Raw genomic sequence first — 20,935 nt, 5'->3', positions numbered from 1 at the left:
CTTATTCGGCAGCGCTACCACTGCAATTTGCTGCAACAAAAGGAATGCAAATGAAAAAACTGCTCCCATTTTTTATTGGGCTGAGCCTGGGCGGTTTCAGCTTCGCCAGTCAGGCAGAAGACCTGCTTCAGGTTTATCAACAAGCGCGACTGAGTAACCCAGATCTGCGCAGTGCTGCGGCAGATCGTGATTCAGCATTTGAGAAAATCAACGAAGCGCGAAGCCCTTTATTACCCCAACTCGGTTTGGGTGCAGATTACACCTACAATAACGGTTATCGCGACAGCAGCGGACTTCACTCCAATACCACTAGCGGAACCTTACAATTAACGCAAACCATCTTTGACATGTCAAAATGGCGTGCGCTGACGCTGCAAGAGAAAGCTGCGGGCATCCAGGATGTCACTTACCAGGTTGCACAACAGGATCTGATCCTGAACACGGCGACCGCCTACTTCAACGTGTTGAAAGCGATTGATACCCTTTCCTACACTGAAGCGCAGAAACAGTCGATTTATCGTGAATTAGATCAAACTACACAGCGTTTTAATGTGGGATTGGTTGCCATTACTGACGTGCAGAACGCCCGTGCGCAATATGACAGCGTCTTAGCGGACGAAGTGACTGCACGCAACAACCTTGATAATACCGTTGAGTCGTTGCGTCAGATTACCGGTATGGATTATTTGTCGTTAGCATCACTGAATATTGATCGCTTCAAAACCAGCAAGCCAGATGCAGTGAACGCACTGCTGAAGCAAGCGGAAAGCCGTAACCTGACCTTGTTGTCCGCACGCCTGAACCAGGATTTAGCGCGTGAGCAAATTCGTTCTGCTGAAACGGGCCACATGCCAACGCTGGATTTGACTGCTTCAACGGGTATGTCTAACAGCAAATACGGTGGCAGCCGTGCGAATCAATCAACCAGTTCAGCTGACTCGATTACAGGCTCGAATCAGGTTGGTCTGAGCTTCTCATTACCGCTGTACAGTGGTGGCTCGGTCACGTCGCAGGTTAAACAAGCGCAGTACAACTTTGTCAGTGCCAGCGAGCAGTTAGAAAGCGCGCACCGTTCTGCCGTGCAAACCGTGCGCTCTTCTTACAACAACGTTAATGCTTCAGTAAGTAGCATTGATGCCTACAAACAGGCGGTTGTTTCTGCTCAGAGCTCACTGGATGCTTCAGAAGCGGGTTATCAGGTCGGTACGCGTACTATCGTTGATGTGTTGGATGCGACCACGACGTTATACAACGCCAAACAGCAACTTTCTGATGCTCGTTATAGCTATCTGATTAACCAGCTTAACATCAGCTATGCGCTGGGTACGCTCAATGAGCAAAACCTGCAGACGCTGAACAGCCAACTGGGTAAAGAGATCGCGACTTCACCAGAAACTGTTGCGCCTGAAAATGCTCAGCAAACAGCTCGCGTTGATAATGGCCCTGCTGCTAATGCATCGGCATCAGCTGCACGTCCTGCTGCAGCCAGAAATACCGGAAACCCATTCGGTAATTAATCCTGATGCGGGTCGCTTTGCGGCCCGCTTCTCTTTCAAACGTATAGCTACGTAAAGATCCTTTCCCCTTCCCGGCTTCAGCTTCAATTTCCCCCCTCCATCCCCTATCCTAAGTGCTACCTTTGGGCAAAGGATCATGATAATGAAACGGACAAAATCTATTCGCTATGCTGCTTTTCGCAAAAGCTGGCAAGCCAGACATTTAACGCCAGTCGCTATCGCCGTCTCGGCGGTATTTATGCTGGCTGGCTGCGAAAAAAACGATGAAACCGTGTCGCTCTACCAGAATGCGGATGAATGTGCGAAAGCCAATCCAAGTCAGAGCGCGCAATGCACCACGGCTTACAACAACGCGTTAAAGGAAGCGGAACGTACTGCACCAAAATATGCAACGCGTGAAGATTGTGTGGCTGAATTTGGTGAAAACCAATGCCAGCAAACACCTGCTCAAGCAGGCGTCGGCACGAATAATGCTGAAAACCAACAGAGTGGCAGCTTCTGGATGCCATTAATGGCTGGCTATATGATGGGCCGCATGATGGGCGGCGGCGCGGGATTCGCGCAGCAACCACTGTTCTCACCGAAAGCCGCAAACAGCCCAGCACGAGGCCAGTTTGTTGATGCTTCAGGCCGTAACTATGGTTCTGCCACTTCAGGCCGCACTATGAATGTGCCAAAAACCGCATTAGCCCCTAAACCCGCAACAACGTCAACCGTAACGCGGGGTGGCTTCGGTGAAACCGTCGCCAAGCAAAATGCCATGCAACGCAGCAGCGCCACCGGAACATCCAACCGCTCGCTGGGAGGCTAAAACCGCCATATGCAACGCATTGCTATTTCTGAGCGCCCAGGCTGGCGAGAAAAAGCCACTGAATTTGGTTTTCGTTTTCATACCATGCATGGCGAGCCTTACTGGTGTGAAGACGCTTATTATCAGTTCACGCTGGCACAAATTGACCAGCTAGAGGAGACCACTGCTGAATTACACCAGATGTGTTTGCAGGTAGTGGAGAAAGTGGTGAGCAGCGAGGCGTTGCTGACTAAATTCCGTATTCCCAAACATACGTGGGATTTTGTCCGCGATTCATGGCAACAGCGTCAACCCTCTCTTTATTCGCGTCTCGATCTCGCCTGGGACGGTAAAGGTGATGCAAAGCTGCTGGAAAATAATGCCGATACCCCAACCTCACTGTATGAAGCGGCTTTTTTTCAATGGCTTTGGCTGGAAGATCAGCTTAATGCAGGCCAATTGCCGGCCGGCAGCGATCAATTCAACAGCCTGCAAGAAAAGCTGATTGAGCGCTTCGCTAACCTACATCAGCAGCATGGCTTCCAGTGGTTGCATTTTGCCTGCTGTCGGGACACTGATGAAGATCGCGGCACCGTGCAATATCTGCAAGATTGCGCGACCGAAGCGGGTTTACCGAGCGAATTTCTTTTCATTGATGAAATTGGTTTGGGTGAAAAAGGCGAGTTTACTGATGCTCACGATCAGGTAATCAGTAATCTCTTCAAGCTCTATCCTTGGGAATTCATGCTGCGCGAGATGTTTTCAACCAAGTTGGCAGATGCTGGCGTACGCTGGTTAGAGCCTGCCTGGAAAAGCATTTTGTCGAACAAAGCCTTGTTGCCCATGTTGTGGCAGATGTTCCCAAATCACCCGAATTTGTTGCCTGCCTATTTCGCGGAAGATGATGTTCCACCTATGACGAAGTATGTGGTCAAGCCGCTATTTTCACGCGAAGGCGCCAATATTCGTATTGTTGAGAATGGTACTGAAATTGCTCGCGTTGACGGGCCGTACGGTGAAGAAGGCATGATTGTGCAGGAATTTTATCCGCTGCCAAAATTTGGCGACAGCTATACGCTGATCGGCAGTTGGCTAATAGACGATCAACCCGCCGGGATTGGCTTACGTGAAGATCGTGACTTGATCACCCAAGATCTTTCTCGCTTTTATCCGCACGCCTTTATTGAATAAAAATGAACAGGCCAGATAAATGGCCTGTTTAGTATTTTTACCCAACCTGTACTGACAACATACTGATTGCACCTAATTCCATACCATCAATGGGAATGGTCACGGGTTCATCCGGCTGACGTGCGCCCAAAACATACAGAAGTGGCAGATAATGTTCCGGCGTAGGATTCGAAAGGCTGGCCCCTTCATGCTGCATAAAATTCACCAATGGATGCGTTTCAGCCTCACTTTGTGATGCCAGATTTTCACGCACAAATTGATTAAAGCGACTTGCCCACGGATAGATGTCATCCCCGCCGCCCCAGCGCACCATTCGCAGGTTATGTACCACATTGCCGCTTGCCACAATCATCACGCCCTGATCACGCAGCGTTGCTAATTTACGCCCCATTTCAAAATGCCAGGCTGCAGGTTTAGTCGCGTCAATACTCAACTGCACCACAGGAATATCGGCTTCAGGATACATTTTAATCAATACGCCCCAGGAACCGTGATCGAATCCCCATTCCTGATCAAGCTGAACCGGAACAGGCGACAGCAATTTAGCAATCTCTTCCGCCAAATCAGGTGAGCCCGGCGCAGGATAACGTGTGTCAAACAGTGCTTGAGGAAAACCGCCAAAGTCATGAATGGTGCGTGGGTTTTCCATCGCCGTTATTGCGGTGCCTCGCGTGTACCAGTGCGCAGAAATAGCAAGAATGGCGCGTGGGCGCGGTAGCGTTTCACCTGCTTCCCGCTAGGCTTCGGTATAACGGTTTTCTTCTAACACGTTCATAGGGCTGCCATGTCCCAAAAACAGCGCCGGCATACGTAACTGACTCATAAATCTTTCCTAAAAAGTGCCGCCTTGATAGCCGTTACGATACGCCGTTTGTGCCGCTAATCACGCGGATAAGCATGATGATGATCATCAGAGAATTTGAATGATGTTTTTTCGACATTTCTTTACGTAACAAAACTCGATCTTTTGTAAGGTTAAAGGTACTTTAACTGGGAATCATTATCATTAAGGAGAGTGCAATGTCAGTACCTTTACTGCTTACCGTGCTGGCAGGTGCCGCGACTTTTATCGGCGCGCTATTGGGTGTGATAGGACAAAAACCTTCTAATCGAGTGCTCGCATTTGCTCTCGGTTTTGCTGCTGGCATCATGCTGCTGATCTCGCTTATGGAGATGCTGCCTGCTGCATTACATGCGGAAGGTATGTCGCCAATCTTGGGTTATGGCATGTTTATGCTGGGCCTGCTGGGATACTTCGCTTTAGATCGCATGCTGCCGCATCAGCATCCACAAGATATGGTCGCGGTTAAACGCCGTCCGACTAATTTGCGTCGTACCGCTATCTTGTTGACGTTGGGCATTAGTTTGCACAACTTCCCGGAAGGCGTTGCAACCTATGTTACCGCCAGCAGTGATATGGAACTTGGTATGGGGATCGCGCTTGCGGTGGCCATACATAACATTCCGGAAGGATTAGCGGTCGCTGGGCCGATGTATGCTGCCACGGGTTCAAAAATGAAAGCGATCTTTTGGGCCTGCGTATCGGGAATGGCAGAAATTTTAGGCGGCGTTATCGCTTTTATGCTGCTGGGACCCATGGTTTCACCAGTGATTATTGCTGCCGTTATGGCGGCCGTTGCAGGAATTATGGTGGCTTTATCAGTGGATGAACTGATGCCATTAGCGCGCGAAATTGACCCGCATAACAATCCTAGTTACGGCGTATTATGTGGCATGACCGTCATGGGTTTAAGCCTGACGCTCTTACAAACCACCGGTATCGGCTGAGCAAGAATCGTCGCAAATAACTGATAAAAAAAGCATTACTGAATGATTTATACTCAATAAACCTCTAACCGAGACGGGTCTTGTACGGTCGACCACCTTCACTAATTACACTCCGTTGCACGTCAATAAACCAACGGAGCGTTATGTTAGTCCAAGGTGCCATATTATGCCTGGCGCTGAACATTTATCACGAAGCGCGTGGTGAACCGTTAATGGGACAAATTGCCGTCGGTACGGTAACCATGAACAGGGCAAAATGGGATGTGAAAGAAATCTGTCCGGTGGTGTATGCACCGAAACAGTTTTCCTGGACATCTCTAAAAAAAAATCCGCATTCACATCCCCCAGCACATGACAAAAGCTGGCAGCGAGCGCAAGAGCTTGCGAACAGAATTATTAATGGGGAAGTGGAAGATGTGACGAAAGGAGCAACTTATTTTCATGCTCATCGGGTTAAGCCCGGCTGGCGTCACGCATTTGAACGTACCGTTGTGATCGGTAATCACATTTTTTATGCCAGTAGATAAAAGACAAAACAGGCCGGAAATCCGGCCTGTTTCATTTCATTTATAACGCAGGTTAATCAGCTCGCCTGGCGCGTTTCACGATCGCGACGAAAAGCCACTAAATCTTCAATAGTCACTACCGGCATCTCATGCTGTTTCGCAAACGCGATAGCTTCAGGTGCATGCGCCATCGAACCGTCATCATTCGTAAGCTCACACAATACGCCTGCGGGTTTAAAACCAGCCAGCGTAACCAAATCAATGGTTGCTTCAGTATGGCCACCGCGCGTTAACACGCCGCCATCGCGAGCGCGTAAAGGGAATACGTGGCCAGGACGATTCAAATCGCTCGGTTTGGCATTGTCAGCAACAGCTGCACGGATCGTTGTGATGCGGTCTTTGGCCGAAACGCCGGTGGTAACGCCTTCAGCAGCTTCAATAGTGACGGTAAAACCGGTGCCGTATGAGCTGGTGTTATTTTCCACCATCATCGGTAAATCGAGCTGTTGACGACGTTCTTCAGTCAGGCATAGACAAACAATGCCGCTGCCGTGACGAATGGTGAGCGCCATTTGCTCAACGGTCATCGTTTCAGCGGCAAAGATCATATCACCTTCGTTTTCACGATTTTCATCGTCAAGCACCATCACACCGCGTCCATTACGCAGTGCGGCGATGGCACGTTCTACACGCTGTTCCGGCGTGCCAAATTCAGAAAGTAGCGTCTGATTCATGGTAATAAAAACCTTTTAAATGTATTGGGTTACCAGAATCAGGGCGAGCTTAGGAGTGACGTCAACAGACGTGGCAATAACGTGGCGTGGACAAAAAGCCCAGCAGATGTCTTTACCCTCTCCCATCCGGACTTTAACCGTCGGCTCCGGAATTACACCGGATCTGCTGACCTTCACGATCACTTGTGAAGCGCTCGCGGGCTTTCAGCTGACGCTGATTTACCGCCGGTGGGGAGTTTCGCCCCGCCCTGAGAATAAGCAAAATTACTATAGCGCCGATCAACTGGAGCGGCAATCAACAAAACTGCAAATGCTTTGGCATTTCCTGCGTTACCGATTTCAGGTTTAACCTTTTCATTTCTGGCATTACACTTAGCAGATATCGAGTGCGCACAACTGCTGCCATCAGCAACCCGTAACCAGGAAATAATCATGATCGACACGAAAAAAATTGAACAAATTGCACGCCAGGTCCATGAAGCGATGCCGAAGGGAATTCGTGAGTTTGGTGACGATGTCGAAAAGAAAATTCGTCAGGTTCTTCAGGCGCAACTGACGCGTATGGATTTGGTCAACCGCGAAGAGTTTGATGTGCAGACGCAGGTATTACTGCGTACACGCGAGAAACTGTCTGCGTTGGAGCAACGTTTGGCGCAGTTAGAGAGCCAAAACGCACCCGCACCGGCACCCGCAGTGATCACGCCACAGGAAGCGGCAGTGATCAAACCGGAAAATACCCCGGAATAAAATGACAAAGCGGGAGAGCCTTCTCCCGCTTATTACATTATTTACTGGCCACGAATGGTTTTAATAATGTTGGTCGTTGAAATACCGTCTTCAAAGTTCAGCACACGTACATCACCGCCGTTGGCCCAAACCTCTTTGCTTCCCGCAATATCTTCAGGTTTGTAATCGCCGCCTTTTACCAGCAAATCAGGCAATATACCGGCGATCAAACGCTGCGGCGTATCTTCTTCAAACACCACAACCCAATCTACCGCTTCCAACGCGCCCAGTACGATCATGCGGTTTTCTTGTGGATTAACCGGACGACTCTCACCTTTCAACCGCTTGGTAGAAGCGTCGCTGTTAACCGCAACAATCAAACGATCACCCAGCTTACGTGCATTAGCGAGATAAGAAACGTGACCGGCGTGAAGGATGTCGAATACACCGTTGGTCATCACCACTTTTTCGCCGCGCTTGCGTGCCATTTCAACGGCCACTTTTAATTGCGCTTCGCTCATGATGCCAAAACCCTGTTCAGGGCGGGCGTGGATTGCGTTTTCCAGCTCAACGGTGCTAACCGTTGATGTGCCTAATTTTCCGACGACAACACCCGCTGCCGCATTGGCAAGGAAACAGGCTTCTTCCAGTGAGTTTCCGGCGGCCAAGGCTGCGGCTAATACGCCAATTACCGTGTCGCCCGCTCCCGTAACGTCGTAAACTTCTTGCGCCTGGGTCGGTAAATGCAGCGGCGTTTTACCCGGCTGAAGCAATGTCATGCCATTTTCAGAACGAGTTACCAACAATGCCGACAGGTCATAGTCTGCAATCAGCTGCATGCCACGCGTGACAATTTCGTCTTCGCTCTTACACTTGCCAACCACTGCTTCAAACTCTGAAAAGTTAGGGGTAAGTAAGGTCGCACCGCGATAGCGTTCGAAATCAGTACCTTTAGGATCGATTAATACCGGTACTTTCGCTTCGCGCGCCAACTTAATCATTGCCTGCACGCTGCTCAGGGCGCCTTTAGCGTAATCAGAAAGCACCAGCGCACCGGTAGAGGCTAACGACTGACGCATACGCTGATGAATAGGCTCTGGATCGACCTGCTCAAACCCTTCTTCAAAATCAAGGCGGATAAGCTGTTGATTACGAGAAAGTACGCGCAGTTTAGTGATGGTAGGATGACTTTTTATTGCCACGAAATCACAGTTAACATTGACGTCTTTCAGCGTGCTACTCAGTACTCGTGCCGCATCGTCCTCGCCCGTCAAACCGATCAAACGTGATGCTGCGCCAAGTGCAGCAATGTTCATTGCTACGTTCGCCGCGCCGCCAGGACGCTCTTCAACCGTGTCCACTTTCACTACCGGTACCGGCGCTTCAGGTGAAATACGGCTGGTTGGGCCATACCAGTAACGATCTAACATCACATCGCCGACGACCAGCACCGAGGCTTGACCAAACGCGGGCAGAGTCACTTTCATTCCAGACACTCCAGACTGCTGTAAAAATAGTGCGCGGATAATATCACAGTTGCGAAATGTGCTATTAGCCGGCGCTTAGAGAGAAACCGGTGAAACCAGCCAACGCTGCCAGCTCTCTTTCACCGTTTGCCGTTCGACTTCAAATGCTTCTGGCTCAACATGGCCAGGAAGCTCCTGTAAGGCAAGATGATGCAATGCATCACGCAACGCGACGTAAGCCTGCGTCAACGCGAGCGCCTCATCTTCCTGCATGATGTGGTGCTTCGCCATCAGCTCGAAAATTCGCACATTATCTGACCAGCGCGTCAGCACTGGTTGTTGTGTGGCGTAGCGTAGGACAAGATATTGCGCGATGAATTCAATGTCGGTGATGCCGCCTTCGTCGGCTTTGATGTCCCAACGACCTTTATGCTTGTTACTGAGATGGGTACGCATTTTCTCACGCATCTCCCGCACTTCAGTTTGCAGGCCACCCGCCTCACGCGACAAACATAAAATACCGCGACGAATTTCGCTAAAACGCTCCCCTAATGCGGGTTCTCCAAACACTACGCGAGCCCGCACCAGCGCCTGATGTTCCCATGTCCAGGCTTCTTGATGCTGATACTCAGCAAAGGCGTCGAAAGTACTGACTAACATGCCTGCTGCACCTGAAGGCCGCAGGCGGGCATCAACCTCATAGAGAATGCCGGAAGAGGTACGGGTGCTAAACAAATGCATCACCCGCTGCGCCAGCCGCAGGTAAAACTGGCGGCCATCAATACTGCGTTCACCCTCAGTGACTGCATTCAGCGGGCAATCGTGCAGGAACACTAAATCAAGATCAGAGCTGTAACCCAGTTCCCAACCGCCTAATTTGCCGTAGCCTAATACCGCAAAACCACGCTCATTTTCATCTTTAAGGTGTGAAGGTCGGCCATAGCGGTGCAGCATCATGTTCCACGCTTGCTGCACCACGGATTCTATAATCGCTTCTGCCAGCCAGGTTAAGTGATCGCTGACTTTCATTACCGGCAAGGTTTCAGCAATATCCGCTGCTGCAATACGCAAAAGCTGGGCCTGCTTAAATTGGCGTAGCGCTTCAAGCTGTTGCTCTTCGTCATCGGTAGGAATACGCATCAGGTATTGGCGTAATTCATCACGATACGCATCGGTGGCAGTCGGTTGATACAGCGTAGCGGGATCAAGCAACTCATCCAGCAGTAAAGGATGGCGCGCCAGTTGGCTGGCGACCATCGGTGAAGCGGCACAGAGCCGAATGAGATGACGCAGCGCACCGTGGTATTCGGTTAGCAACTCAAGGTAGGTACTGCGCGTAATGACGCCGAGTAATAAAGGTGTCAAACGGCTAAACGTCACCGCAGCATCTGTTCGCAGGCAGATTTCACTGAGCAAGCGCGGCATGAGCTGATCAAGCGCCTGGCGCCCACGCGGCCCAATAGTGCGCCGATTAATATCCTGACGGAACGCCTCCAGCGTTTGATGCAGCGAACGACGCTGCTCTTCATTGAGTTGCGGCATTAACGGCACCAGATCATCCTCGTCCAGCTTGTCCTGCCACAGCCCGATGAATTCAGCCAGTTCGCGCTGGTCGTCAATGTCGGGCGTATCTTCACCGATCAACTCATCGAAAATAGCGCGCACAGATGACATGTGCGTTTCCATCTGCGCCATTAATGCCAGCCAGCCATCGGTATTCATCGCCCATGCTAGTCGCGCGCGATTAAGTTCATCGTCAGGTAAGGTTTGGGTTTGTTGATCGCCCAGACTTTGCAGTAGGTTTTCCAGCCGACGTAGAAACAGATAAGCATGACGCAATGCGTCAATTTGCTCAGCGGGTAACAGCGCCAGCTCGCCAATCGCCGCCAACGTTGGCATGAGGGCACGCAGTTGAAGTGAACGCTCACGTCCACCACGAATCAGCTGAAAGACCTGAACAATAAATTCGGTTTCACGAATGCCACCCGCACCCAGCTTGATATTGTTTTTCAGGCCGCGTCGACGTACTTCACGCGCGATCATGCTTTTCATATTACGCAGCGACTGGATCACGCTAAAGTCGATGTAACGACGATAGACAAAAGGTCGCAGCATTTGTTGCAGTTCCTGGCTCCAGCGATCCTGTTCATCGCCCATCAGGCGCGCCTTGACCATGGCGTAACGCTCCCAGTCTCGGCCTTGCTCCTGATAATAATCTTCCAGTGCGGCAAAACTGAGCACCAGCGGGCCGCTATCACCAAACGGGCGCAAACGCATATCAACCCGATAAACGAAGCCATCAATCGTGGGCTGATCCAATACTTTAATCAGTCTCTGCCCCATGCGCGTGAAAAACTGCGCGTTATCAAGCTCCCGCCGTCCTCCACGCGTCACGCCATTTTCTGGCCAGGCAAAGATTAAATCAATGTCAGAGGAGAAGTTGAGTTCTCCTCCACCAAGCTTACCCATGCCGAGAATCAGCATCGGCTGGGCATCGCCTTCTGCGTTGCAGGGCGTGCCAAAATCCTGGCAGCAATCCTGATACACCCAATCACGGGCGCGGCAAATAAGGACTTCGGCTAAAACGCTCAGCTGTTGCAGGCTTTGTTCGGTACTCGCGTGAGACAAGCACTGCATCCATGCAATGCGAACCAGCATTCGACGACGAAACAGCCGCAGCACACGCATCAATGTTGCTTCGCTGTCGACTGTCTGCATTTCCAACGCCAGCCAGTTAGCGTAATGTCGCCACTCATCCGCTTGCGGCGACTCTCGCTGGATCTCTTGCCACCAGTCGGGATGTTGTTGCAGATTTTCCACCACGAAATCGCTAAACGCCAGGCCCGCGACCTGCTCTGCGCTTAACGAGGCAAAAGGCGCGCCCAATCGCACTGCGGCACTTTCAGCTTGTGATCGTAATAATGCAGGTAATTCTGGCAACATATTCCCTCCCTGATGATGTGTTCGGACTTAACGCGCTGGACCGCTGCTTTTCCAGAAAGCAGGTTGCTTGATGGCCTGCCCAGCCAGCCACGGCAATCCATTTTCCTCATGCGCCTCAATAGCCAGTTGCAGCTGTTGCCATGGCGCCAGCCAAATCGCCACGGCTTCCTGCACATATGCGCCTGCCAGCAAATGAACGGCGAGCAGCTGACGAGCAAGGCGTGTCGCTTTGTCATGGTACTCATTGGGCTGCTTGACCGCGCTAAACGTCTCTTTAAGATCGGCATTGATGCGGGCTAACATAATATCGCTGAAACGTTTGAAGGAAGCCTGAAGCTTGGTCTTTCCTTTTTCATCAATCCATTGTTGCCAGTGCGATTCAACCAACCAGCGAGTGAGTGCTAACTGTGTTTCAACAGAGAGTGGAGAGAAGCAAAAATCCTGCGCGTTGACCTCTTCATTCGCTAAGATCTCTTCTAACGTTGTCAGCTTTTGGCGCAGCTCGCTGCTGGCTTTACGTGGTACTAAAGCGCCGAATAAAGCAAACGCCTGACGTAAAACTTCCAGCGCTTCGCGCACGGCATCTTGCGCAGAGCCATTACCCCGTAACCAAACTTCTTCATGGTATTGCCAATGGTTTAGTCCCGCTGACAGCGCGGCAATCATGCCCTCTTCAACCGTGACTTTTGCATCGGTTTTCAACACGGGGAAAGCACGAACGGGACGAGGCAGGTTGCCCTGCGCCAGTTGATAGCCACGCGCAGCTTTACTCAGGCTGCCCAATCGAAGCCCGCTGACTGCGATCAGCTGTTGAGCGAAAGCCAGCATGTCGCTACGCTCGCCCTGTTTGAGTTCCAGCTCGACTTCAAACAGCGGCTCGCTGAAAGACTCTGTGGCAACCTCACCCCGATCAAATGCGACTTCGATTTCACTGCCGCCGAAGGTCACCAACCAAATTTCGCGTTGGAAATGCGTAGTAAACAGTGGCTGCAAACGCTGCTGCAAGTCAGCTATGTCGGTTTCTTTCGGCCAGATTTCAACAGGTAATTGAGTGATATCGAGTTTCGGCTCAACCAGATCTACGTTATATTCCTGGCGCTGGTGTAAACCACCCAGCGTTTTGCCGCCGCCTTTTAGCGTCATTTCATAGCGTTGATCGACACCACGAATGCGCAAACCCATATCCCAACGACGCAACTGATTGTCGTCGGTTTCAAAATAGATATTGGTTAACTCACGCGCAGCCTGATACTGATGCGGCCACGCCACGAGTGCGTCTGCCAATTTCTCGGCAGCCTGTGATGTCGCAATGAACTTTAGTTCGATTTCAATGGTCATAATTTTTTATTCAATACGCCGCTGGCACTTAAGAGGTTTTCCCTCGCATATTCCAGGCCGCAATCAGCGAATTAATGCAGTTGCAGCTTGAAAGCTAAAGGGGTTATCAGGCGAAGATTAATGCACAGAAGCCGGGCTGTCTCTGCTTTCTTTGTGCTTTCGCAGCCCTTTTCGCAGGTAATTGAGACCAGGATAGTTCTCATTCAGATTTATGCGAAGCCTCTCCAGACTGTGCCGGTAAATTTTTAGTCATCAAGCAAATACGAAATCTAATGAAAAAAATCACACTCGCTGGAATTACTTTGCTGGCTCTCAGCACTCTCGCACCTGCCCACGCCGAAGAAAAACGTTACGTTTCTGATGAATTGTCTACCTGGGTTCGCAGCGGACCAGGCGATCAGTTTCGCCTGCTTGGTAAGCTGAACGCAGGTGAAGAAGTGCAGTTGGTGCAAACCAACAACGACACGAATTACGGCCAGATCCGTGATTCAGAAGGCCGCACTACGTGGATTCCGTTGTCACAGTTGAGCGCCAGTCCAAGCCTGCGTACACGCGTGCCGCAGCTAGAGCAGCAGGTTAAAGATCTTACCGCCAAGCTGGATAACATCGATAACAGCTGGAATCAACGCACCTCTGAAATGCAGAACAAAGTCGCTAACAGCGACAGCGTCATTACCGGTCTGCAAAATGATAATCAAAAGCTGAAAAACGAGCTGATTGTCGCCCAGAAGAAAGTCAGCGCCGCTAATGTGCAGTTGGATGACAAACAGCGCACCATCATTATGCAGTGGTTTATGTATGGTGGCGGCGTACTCGGTGTTGGTCTGCTGTTGGGCTTGTTATTGCCACACATGATCCCAAGCCGAAAGAAAAAAGATCGCTGGATGAACTAACGCGTATCTGTTTGTTTATAAAAGGGGATCGCCAGATGCCCTTTTTCGCATGCCTGCAATCTGGCAAATGTGTGCAACAATAAAACAACATGCACACCTGAATTCAGGAGCAGGAAGCCGCAGGTGCGTAAGTCACTTTTTTATCTCTGGAGTTGTTGAGTGAAGACGTTTCTTGTAGGTGGCGCAGTACGTGATGCGCTCTTGAATCTGCCGGTTAAAGACAAAGATTGGGTCGTTGTTGGTGCCACGCCAGAAGCCATGCTTGAGCAAGGCTATCAACAAGTTGGGCGCGACTTCCCGGTTTTCCTCCATCCTAAAAGCCGGGAAGAGTATGCGTTAGCACGTACCGAGCGCAAAAACGGCACAGGCTATACCGGGTTTGTAACGTGGTCGGCACCGGACGTAACGCTGGAGCAAGATCTGCAGCGTCGCGATCTGACCATTAACGCCATTGCCCGCGACGAAGAAGGTCGCCTGTTCGATCCCTATCATGGCCAACGCGACATTGCTGAGCGCCTGCTGCGCCACGTTTCCATGGCTTTTAATGAAGACCCGCTGCGCGTGTTGCGTGTTGCGCGATTCGCAGCCCGCTTCGCACACCTTAATTTCCGCATTGCCGATGAAACCCAAGCGCTAATGCGGGCGATGGTGGAAAGCGGAGAACTTGCTGATCTCACCGCTGAGCGTGTCTGGAAAGAGACTGAGAAAGCCCTGACGACGCGTAATCCTCAGGTTTACTTTCAGGTCTTACGTGATTGCGGTGCACTCAAGGTGTTGTTCCCCGAGATCGATAATCTTTTTGGTATTCCGGCTCCGGCAAAATGGCATCCAGAAATTGATACTGGCGTTCACACCTTGATGACACTGGCTATGGCAGCGGCTTTATCTGATTCATTGGACGTGCGTTTTGCCACGCTGTTTCATGATATTGGCAAGGCCCTGACGGCGCCCGAAAAGTGGCCAAGCCATCATGGACATGGCCCGGCAGGCGTTCCCTTGGTTGAAGTATTGTGTCAGCGCCTGCGCGTACCAAACGCCATTCGAGATTTAGCCTTGGTCGTCACTGAATTTCATGACGTGGTGCATACTATTGAGCGCCAATCTGCAGAGTCGTTAGTGGCGTTGTTTGATCGCATTGATGCCTGGCGTAAACCCCAACGTGTTGAACAGATGGCGCTGACCAGTGAAGCGGATGCGCGTGGACGTGCAGGTTTAGAAAGCATGCCTTATCCGCAAGGCGACTATTTACGCCGCGCTTTTGCAGTGGCACAAGCTGTGCCTACCAAGGCAGTGGTTGAGGCTGGATTTAAAGGAATTGAAGTGCGGGAGGAGCTCACGCGACGACGTATTGCTGCCGTCGCTGAGGGTATTACGACTTCGCGGCCAGCATGACTGGCCGCGAAACGGTTTACATAAAGATGGTGTAAACCACCGCTGCAAGGATGAAGCGGTAGATAGCAAACGAAACGAAAGAGATTCGCTTGATGAGCTCAAGGAAGACTTTGATGGCGATCATCGCGACGACAAACGCAGTAATGAAACCCACCGCAAACATCGGGAAATCTTCCATGGTCAGGAAACCGATGCTCTTGTAGAGGTCTAATCCCGTTGCGCCAATCATCATCGGCACCGCCAGGATGAATGAAAATTCTGATGCCGCATAGCGGCTCACACCCATGAGCATGCCGCCAGAAATAGTCGCACCTGAACGCGAGAAGCCCGGCCACAGCGCCAGACACTGGAAGCAACCGATCATAAACGCCTGGCGATAAGTGATATCGTCAATACCAACCGCTTTAGGCTGCTTAGGTTTGAAAAACTCCGCCGCCAGCAACAGCACACCCCCTACCACTAACGCATACATCACGTTTATCGGGTTAAACAGCGTTTTGATTTGATCATGAAATGCCAGCCCAACCACCACGGCTGGCACCATGCCCAGCAGAATGTGGATCAGCGTTAAATGTCCGCTGCCGATGCCCTCATGTTTCACTTCACCGAAGCGAATACCAATTAAACCAAACAGGCGGCGCCAGAACATCACCACTACCGCCAGAATCGAACCCAGCTGAATCACAACTTCAAACGTTTCAGCCTTTTGCCCTTCAAAGCCCAGCAGGTGGCCAACTATAATCATGTGCCCTGTTGAAGAGACCGGTAAAAACTCGGTTAACCCTTCGACAATGCCCAGGATTGCAGCTACCCAAAGCTGATGAATATCTGCCATCAAATTTTCCCTCTATCCGTGTTAAAACCATTAAAAAGGCGGTAGCGCGAGGGCTATCGCCTGAAATTCTGCCTGCATTCGCCTGAATAAAACCTTACGTTTTTGGGCTAATTCGCGTTAAGCAACGAAACGGCACTTGCTATGACAAACAGTAATTTGGTTTGGTTTCATTGTGATGGCAATCACATCGAGTTTATTTAGGAATAGTCCCGCGCTCAATTCGAACGCCAACCTGCGCTGCCTGGGCTACAGCCCCCGGTTTTGCTACCTTTATGCGTACTCCCGGCGAATTGAAACGGTTCATCAACAGATCCGCGATTTCTTCAGCTACGCGCTCAACAAGCGCAAAACGGCTGCCGTTTAAGTGGGTCAGGATGGCTTCGGAGACGTCAGCGTAGCTCAGGCAATCCTTCACATCGTCGCTGCTCGCGGCTAAACGGTTATCCCATGCCATTTCGACATCGAGCACCAGCTTCTGTTGAATACCTTGCTCCCAGTCGTAAACGCCAATGGTGGTGAACACCGTGAGTTGTTCTATAAATACGATATCCATGATGTCAGTCTCTGTTTTTGGCTAAGCCGGATACCACTTCCGGCGGATTATGCGTATTATCCATGGTTAAAGAGAACAAAACGACCCTAAAGGAAACGGTACTGTGTTATGAGTGCTATCGCGCTTGGTATGATTATTTTCGCGTATCTTTGCGGTTCGATTTCCAGTGCGATCCTGGTTTGCAAACTCGCTGGCCTGCCCGATCCTCGCGCTCACGGCTCAGGAAACCCTGGTGCGACTAATGTGTTACGCGTGGGCGGCAAAGCGGCAGCGATCTGCGTTCTGATTTTCGACGTATTGAAAGGCATGGTCCCCGTCTGGCTCGCTTATGTGTTGCACGTATCGCCGCTCTATCTTGGCTTAACGGCAATTGCTGCTTGTCTGGGTCACATCTATCCGGTGTTTTTCCGTTTTCGCGGCGGTAAAGGCGTAGCAACAGCATTAGGTGCGATTGCGCCGATTGGCTGGGATCTGACGGGATTAATGACGGGAACCTGGTTGCTGACCGTATTATTAAGCGGCTACTCATCGTTGGGTGCGATAATCAGTGCACTGATTGCGCCATTTTACGTATGGTGGTTTAAACCGCAGTTTACGTTCCCGGTTTCGATGCTTTCTTGTCTTATTCTGTTGCGCCATCACGACAACATCCAGCGCCTGTGGCGCGGACAAGAAACAAAAATCTGGAAGCGCAAGAAAAAGCGCGAAGAATAAAAAAGCCGGCTAGCCGGCTTTTTTTACGTCAAATGGCGGGTAATTCCGCTAGCGGCCAGCGAGGACGAACACTTACGCCTAGCTCACCGCGGGTTCCGCCTTTTAAGCGCACCATGCCCGCGTAGGCAATCATTGCGCCGTTGTCGGTGCAGAATTCAGGGCGAGCGTAAAAAACCTCTCCACCGCGCGCCTGCATCATTTTAGCCATCTGCTCACGCAACGTGCTGTTCGCACTGACGCCACCTGCAATGACCAAACGCTTAAAGCCGGTTTGATCTAACGCGCGCTTGCACTTGATCGAGAGCGTATCCACCACCGCATCTTCAAACGCGCGTGCGATATCGGCTCGCGTTTGATCATCGTCATCGTTACCGCGAATCGTATTCGCTGCAAAGGTTTTCAAGCCAGAGAAACTAAAATCCAGCCCCGGGCGATCGGTCATCGGACGGGGAAATTTAAAGCGGCCTGCCGTACCTTGCTGCGCCATTTTTGACAGCATTGGTCCGCCCGGATAATCGAGTCCTAACAGCTTAGCGGTTTTATCAAACGCTTCACCGGCAGCATCATCAATCGATTCACCCAACAGTTCATACTCACCGATGCCGGTTACGCTGATCAGTTGTGTATGCCCACCAGAAACCAATAACGCGACAAACGGAAAGGAGGGAGGATTATCCTCTAACATCGGCGCCAGCAAATGCCCTTCCATATGGTGAACAGGCACAGCCGGCACTTTCCAGGCGAAGGCCAACGCACGGCCAATGGTTGCCCCTACAAGCAGCGCGCCGACCAAACCTGGACCCGCCGTATACGCTACCGCATCAATCTGCTGCGGCTGTAAATTTGCCTGTTTCAACGCGGCTTGAATCAGTGGAATGGTTTTGCGCACGTGATCGCGTGACGCCAGTTCAGGCACGACGCCGCCGTAATCGGCGTGCAGTTTTACCTGACTATAAAGTTGATTAGCCAGCAGACCGGCCTGATCATCGTAGATTGCGATGCCGGTTTCATCGCATGACGTTTCAATACCCAAAATTCGCATTGCATCACCTCTTTCTTGCGGCGCGCAGTTTAGCACAGCAAATGTGCAGACAGAGGTGCCAAACCCTGCAAAAAGTGATTTTCTGCCGCCTAAAGAGTGCGCTATACTTCCGCCCCTGAAAAAAAACCGGCAGCCGCACAGGTAATCGCTCCTGTTGGTTTCAAATTATACATGGCGCTTTACAAACCAACTTGAGTTGGAGTAAAATGCTGCACCATTTTGAAATGTGCTGGCGCCGCAGTCAGCAGCAAAACCGAATATTATTGAGGTAAGAGGTTACATGCCGGTAATTAAAGTACGTGAAAACGAGCCGTTCGACGTAGCACTGCGTCGCTTTAAACGTTCTTGCGAGAAAGCAGGCGTTCTGGCTGAAGTTCGTCGTCGTGAGTTCTATGAAAAACCGACTACCGAACGTAAGCGCGCTAAAGCGTCTGCAGTTAAGCGTCACGCCAAGAAACTGGCTCGCGAAAACGCACGCCGCACTCGTCTGTACTAAGTTCTTCTGGAGGTTCGCCTCCATCGCGTAATATACGCAGACAGAGTCAAGTAAAAGGCCGTGCTTTCCGAAAGGAAGCGCGGCTTGTTGCCGTTTATGAGCTAAAAATTTGGGGCGTATGGCTGGACGAATTCCACGCGTATTTATTAATGATTTGCTTGCCCGCACGGACATCGTGGATCTTATCGATGCCCGCGTTAAGCTGAAAAAGCAGGGTAAGAATTTCCACGCATGCTGTCCTTTCCATAACGAGAAAACGCCCTCTTTTACCGTAAACGGTGAGAAACAGTTTTATCACTGTTTTGGCTGTGGTGCCCACGGCAACGCTATCGATTTTTTAATGAACTATGATCGTCTTGAGTTCGTTGAAAGTATTGAAGAGTTAGCCACTTCCCACGGTTTAGAAGTGCCTTATGAAGCAGGCAGCGGGCCAACGCCGATGGAACGTCATCAGCGACAAAGCCTTTATCAGTTGATGGATAATCTGAATGGTTTCTATCAGCAAAGCCTGCAGCAATCCAATGCCCAGCCCGCACGCGACTATCTTGACCGCCGCGGCCTGAGCGCCGACATCATTAATCATTTCGCGATTGGTTATGCTCCCGCCGGTTGGGACAATGTTCTCAAACGTTTTGGTAAGCAGCCGGACGATCGTGAATCATTAATGGAAGCCGGCATGTTAGTGACCAATGATAAGGGCCGCACCTATGACCGCTTTCGCGAGCGCGTCATGTTTCCAATTCGCGACAAGCGAGGCCGTGTCATTGGTTTTGGTGGACGCGTATTGGGTAACGACACGCCCAAATATTTAAATTCGCCAGAAACACCCATTTTTCATAAAGGCCGTCAGCTTTATGGCCTGTATGAAGCACTAAAAAATCATCCTGAACCAAAACGACTTTTAGTGGTTGAAGGTTACATGGATGTGGTCGCGCTTGCGCAGTTTGGCGTTGATTACGCTGTAGCGTCGCTCGGTACGTCAACCACAGCCGAACATATTCAATTGCTGTTTCGCAGCACTGATAATGTCATCTGTTGTTATGACGGCGATCGCGCGGGTCGCGAAGCCGCATGGCGTGCCCTCGAGACCGCATTACCTTACATGAATGATGGTCGTCAGCTACGCTTTATGTTTTTGCCGGATGGCGAAGATCCAGACACGCTGATACGCAAAGAAGGGAAAGAGGCGTTCGAAGCGCGTATGGAGCAGGCAATGCCGCTCTCCTCTTTCTTATTTGATTCTTTGCTGCCGCAGGTCGATCTCAGTTCACGTGATGGCAAAACGCGCTTGAGCACGTTAGCACTACCTTTGATTTCACAAATCCCAGGTGAAACCTTGCGTATTTATATGCGTCAGGAACTGGGAAATAAGCTCGGCATTTTGGATGACAATCAGCTTGAAAAGTTGATGCCCAAGCTGGCTACAAGCGGAGCGGCGCCGATTGCGCCGCCGCTTAAGCGAACGACCATGCGCGTGTTGGTTGCCTTATTGATACAGAATCCGCAACTGGCCACGATGGTGCCGTCGCTTGACGGGCTTGCTGAATCGAAAATGGCCGGTTTGCCGCTGTTTGTCGACTTAATCAACCGTTGTAACGAGAATCCTGGCTTGACCACTGGCCAGCTACTAGAGTTATATCGCGGAACAAATTTTAGTCAGACTCTTGAAACCCTGGCAATCTGGAACCACATGATAGTGGATGAGGAAGCTGAAGAGGTGTTTCAGGACTCGCTGGCCAGTGTTTACGACTCCGCGCTTGAACAGCGGCTTGAAGCGCTCATCGCACGCGATCGTACACAGGGATTAAGCGCTGAAGAACGCCGTGAGTTCTGGGCTTTGAGCCAGGCTCTTGCAAAGAAATAACAGTTTCATTGGGCCTGAAGTTGAAGACGCCAGAAATGGCAGTAAAGCAGGCTAATCAGTTTTAAAGGCGCGTCTCGTCAATTTGAAGACGTCGGCATAAAAGCCAAGCCTAATTAACATTGTTCCAGAGAGATCATTACTGCCGCC

The 20,935-nt window shown here is 50.8% G+C and carries 18 protein-coding genes, 1 pseudogene and 1 riboswitch; of the genes and pseudogenes, 11 read left to right on the top strand and 8 right to left on the bottom strand.

The genetic code is table 11. The features are described 5' to 3' along the window. Positions 1 to 50: 50 nt before the first annotated feature. From tolC to MUG06_RS13750, 3 genes are all read left to right on the top strand, one after another. The gene (gene tolC / locus MUG06_RS13760; RefSeq protein WP_243078937.1) at positions 51 to 1,517 is read left to right on the top strand and encodes an outer membrane channel protein TolC; all 1,467 of its coding nucleotides are present in this window, start codon (positions 51 to 53) and stop codon (positions 1,515 to 1,517) included. Positions 1,518 to 1,659: 142 nt separating this feature from the next. Further along, positions 1,660 to 2,328, top strand: coding sequence for a DUF1190 family protein (locus MUG06_RS13755; RefSeq protein WP_243078936.1), 669 nt, complete (start codon positions 1,660 to 1,662; stop codon positions 2,326 to 2,328). Between the two features lie 9 nt (positions 2,329 to 2,337). Further along, a complete protein-coding gene (locus MUG06_RS13750; protein WP_243078935.1) occupies positions 2,338 to 3,498 on the top strand; it encodes a glutathionylspermidine synthase family protein in 1,161 nt (386 codons plus the stop codon). Positions 3,499 to 3,535: 37 nt separating this feature from the next. Here the strand turns inward: MUG06_RS13750 and ygiD are convergent. Further along, a pseudogene (gene ygiD / locus MUG06_RS13745) lies at positions 3,536 to 4,321 on the bottom strand (4,5-DOPA dioxygenase extradiol). Between the two features lie 197 nt (positions 4,322 to 4,518). Here ygiD and zupT point away from each other — a divergent pair. Then, complete coding sequence (zupT, locus tag MUG06_RS13740) at positions 4,519 to 5,286, top strand: zinc transporter ZupT (protein WP_243078934.1); 768 nt, start codon at positions 4,519 to 4,521, stop codon at positions 5,284 to 5,286. A 143-nt stretch (positions 5,287 to 5,429) separates the two neighbouring features. Next, positions 5,430 to 5,813, top strand: coding sequence for a cell wall hydrolase (locus MUG06_RS13735; RefSeq protein ID WP_243078933.1), 384 nt, complete (start codon positions 5,430 to 5,432; stop codon positions 5,811 to 5,813). Positions 5,814 to 5,869: 56 nt separating this feature from the next. On the opposite strand, the gene ribB is transcribed toward MUG06_RS13735, so the two are convergent. Further along, positions 5,870 to 6,526 (bottom strand): 3,4-dihydroxy-2-butanone-4-phosphate synthase, encoded by a 657-nt coding sequence (gene ribB, locus MUG06_RS13730; RefSeq protein ID WP_243078932.1) that lies wholly within the window; start codon positions 6,524 to 6,526, stop codon positions 5,870 to 5,872. 110 nt (positions 6,527 to 6,636) lie between these two features. Continuing rightward, positions 6,637 to 6,786, bottom strand: a riboswitch (FMN riboswitch). Positions 6,787 to 6,958: 172 nt separating this feature from the next. On the opposite strand from ribB, the gene MUG06_RS13725 reads away from it, so the two are divergent. Continuing rightward, positions 6,959 to 7,273: an accessory factor UbiK family protein gene (locus MUG06_RS13725; protein ID WP_243078931.1), complete on the top strand. Its 315-nt coding sequence runs from the start codon at positions 6,959 to 6,961 to the stop codon at positions 7,271 to 7,273. A 41-nt stretch (positions 7,274 to 7,314) separates the two neighbouring features. Here MUG06_RS13725 and hldE read toward each other — a convergent pair whose 3' ends face one another. The 3 genes from hldE to MUG06_RS13710 form a co-directional block, all read right to left on the bottom strand. Then, on the bottom strand, positions 7,315 to 8,739 hold the full coding sequence (hldE, locus tag MUG06_RS13720) for a bifunctional D-glycero-beta-D-manno-heptose-7-phosphate kinase/D-glycero-beta-D-manno-heptose 1-phosphate adenylyltransferase HldE (RefSeq protein ID WP_243078930.1): 1,425 nt from the start codon (positions 8,737 to 8,739) through the stop codon (positions 7,315 to 7,317). A gap of 75 nt (positions 8,740 to 8,814) precedes the next feature. Further along, positions 8,815 to 11,661 carry a bifunctional [glutamate--ammonia ligase]-adenylyl-L-tyrosine phosphorylase/[glutamate--ammonia-ligase] adenylyltransferase gene (glnE, locus tag MUG06_RS13715; protein ID WP_243078929.1) on the bottom strand — a complete coding sequence of 949 codons (2,847 nt, stop codon included), beginning with the start codon at positions 11,659 to 11,661 and terminating at the stop codon, positions 8,815 to 8,817. Between the two features lie 27 nt (positions 11,662 to 11,688). Beyond that, positions 11,689 to 12,999 (bottom strand): inorganic triphosphatase, encoded by a 1,311-nt coding sequence (locus MUG06_RS13710; RefSeq protein ID WP_243078928.1) that lies wholly within the window; start codon positions 12,997 to 12,999, stop codon positions 11,689 to 11,691. Positions 13,000 to 13,271: 272 nt separating this feature from the next. Here MUG06_RS13710 and MUG06_RS13705 point away from each other — a divergent pair, with 272 nt between their 5' ends. Together MUG06_RS13705 and MUG06_RS13700 are read left to right on the top strand one after the other, a co-directional pair. Beyond that, a complete protein-coding gene (locus tag MUG06_RS13705) occupies positions 13,272 to 13,892 on the top strand; it encodes a TIGR04211 family SH3 domain-containing protein (protein ID WP_243078927.1) in 621 nt (206 codons plus the stop codon). A 159-nt stretch (positions 13,893 to 14,051) separates the two neighbouring features. Then, positions 14,052 to 15,284: a multifunctional CCA addition/repair protein gene (locus MUG06_RS13700; RefSeq protein WP_243078926.1), complete on the top strand. Its 1,233-nt coding sequence runs from the start codon at positions 14,052 to 14,054 to the stop codon at positions 15,282 to 15,284. Between the two features lie 16 nt (positions 15,285 to 15,300). On the opposite strand, the gene bacA is transcribed toward MUG06_RS13700, so the two are convergent. Next, entirely contained in the window at positions 15,301 to 16,119 is an 819-nt protein-coding gene (gene bacA / locus MUG06_RS13695; protein WP_215845555.1) for an undecaprenyl-diphosphate phosphatase, read from the bottom strand. A gap of 193 nt (positions 16,120 to 16,312) precedes the next feature. After that, a complete protein-coding gene (gene folB, locus MUG06_RS13690; RefSeq protein WP_243078925.1) occupies positions 16,313 to 16,672 on the bottom strand; it encodes a bifunctional dihydroneopterin aldolase/7,8-dihydroneopterin epimerase in 360 nt (119 codons plus the stop codon). Positions 16,673 to 16,780: 108 nt separating this feature from the next. Here folB and plsY point away from each other — a divergent pair, with 108 nt between their 5' ends. Further along, positions 16,781 to 17,386: a glycerol-3-phosphate 1-O-acyltransferase PlsY gene (gene plsY / locus MUG06_RS13685; RefSeq protein WP_215845554.1), complete on the top strand. Its 606-nt coding sequence runs from the start codon at positions 16,781 to 16,783 to the stop codon at positions 17,384 to 17,386. A 28-nt stretch (positions 17,387 to 17,414) separates the two neighbouring features. On the opposite strand, the gene tsaD is transcribed toward plsY, so the two are convergent. Then, positions 17,415 to 18,428: a tRNA (adenosine(37)-N6)-threonylcarbamoyltransferase complex transferase subunit TsaD gene (gene tsaD, locus MUG06_RS13680; protein ID WP_243078924.1), complete on the bottom strand. Its 1,014-nt coding sequence runs from the start codon at positions 18,426 to 18,428 to the stop codon at positions 17,415 to 17,417. Between the two features lie 280 nt (positions 18,429 to 18,708). Here tsaD and rpsU point away from each other — a divergent pair, with 280 nt between their 5' ends. Together rpsU and dnaG are read left to right on the top strand one after the other, a co-directional pair. Next, a complete protein-coding gene (gene rpsU / locus MUG06_RS13675; protein ID WP_001144069.1) occupies positions 18,709 to 18,924 on the top strand; it encodes a 30S ribosomal protein S21 in 216 nt (71 codons plus the stop codon). 118 nt (positions 18,925 to 19,042) lie between these two features. After that, on the top strand, positions 19,043 to 20,788 hold the full coding sequence (gene dnaG / locus MUG06_RS13670) for a DNA primase (RefSeq protein WP_243078923.1): 1,746 nt from the start codon (positions 19,043 to 19,045) through the stop codon (positions 20,786 to 20,788). The last annotated feature ends 147 nt before the right edge of the window (positions 20,789 to 20,935 follow it).

It is taken from the genome of Pantoea sp. MQR6 (assembly GCF_022761075.1).
In the GTDB taxonomy this organism is placed as follows: domain Bacteria; phylum Pseudomonadota; class Gammaproteobacteria; order Enterobacterales; family Enterobacteriaceae; genus Pantoea; species Pantoea phytostimulans.
This window is presented reverse-complemented; position numbering and strand designations above follow the sequence as displayed.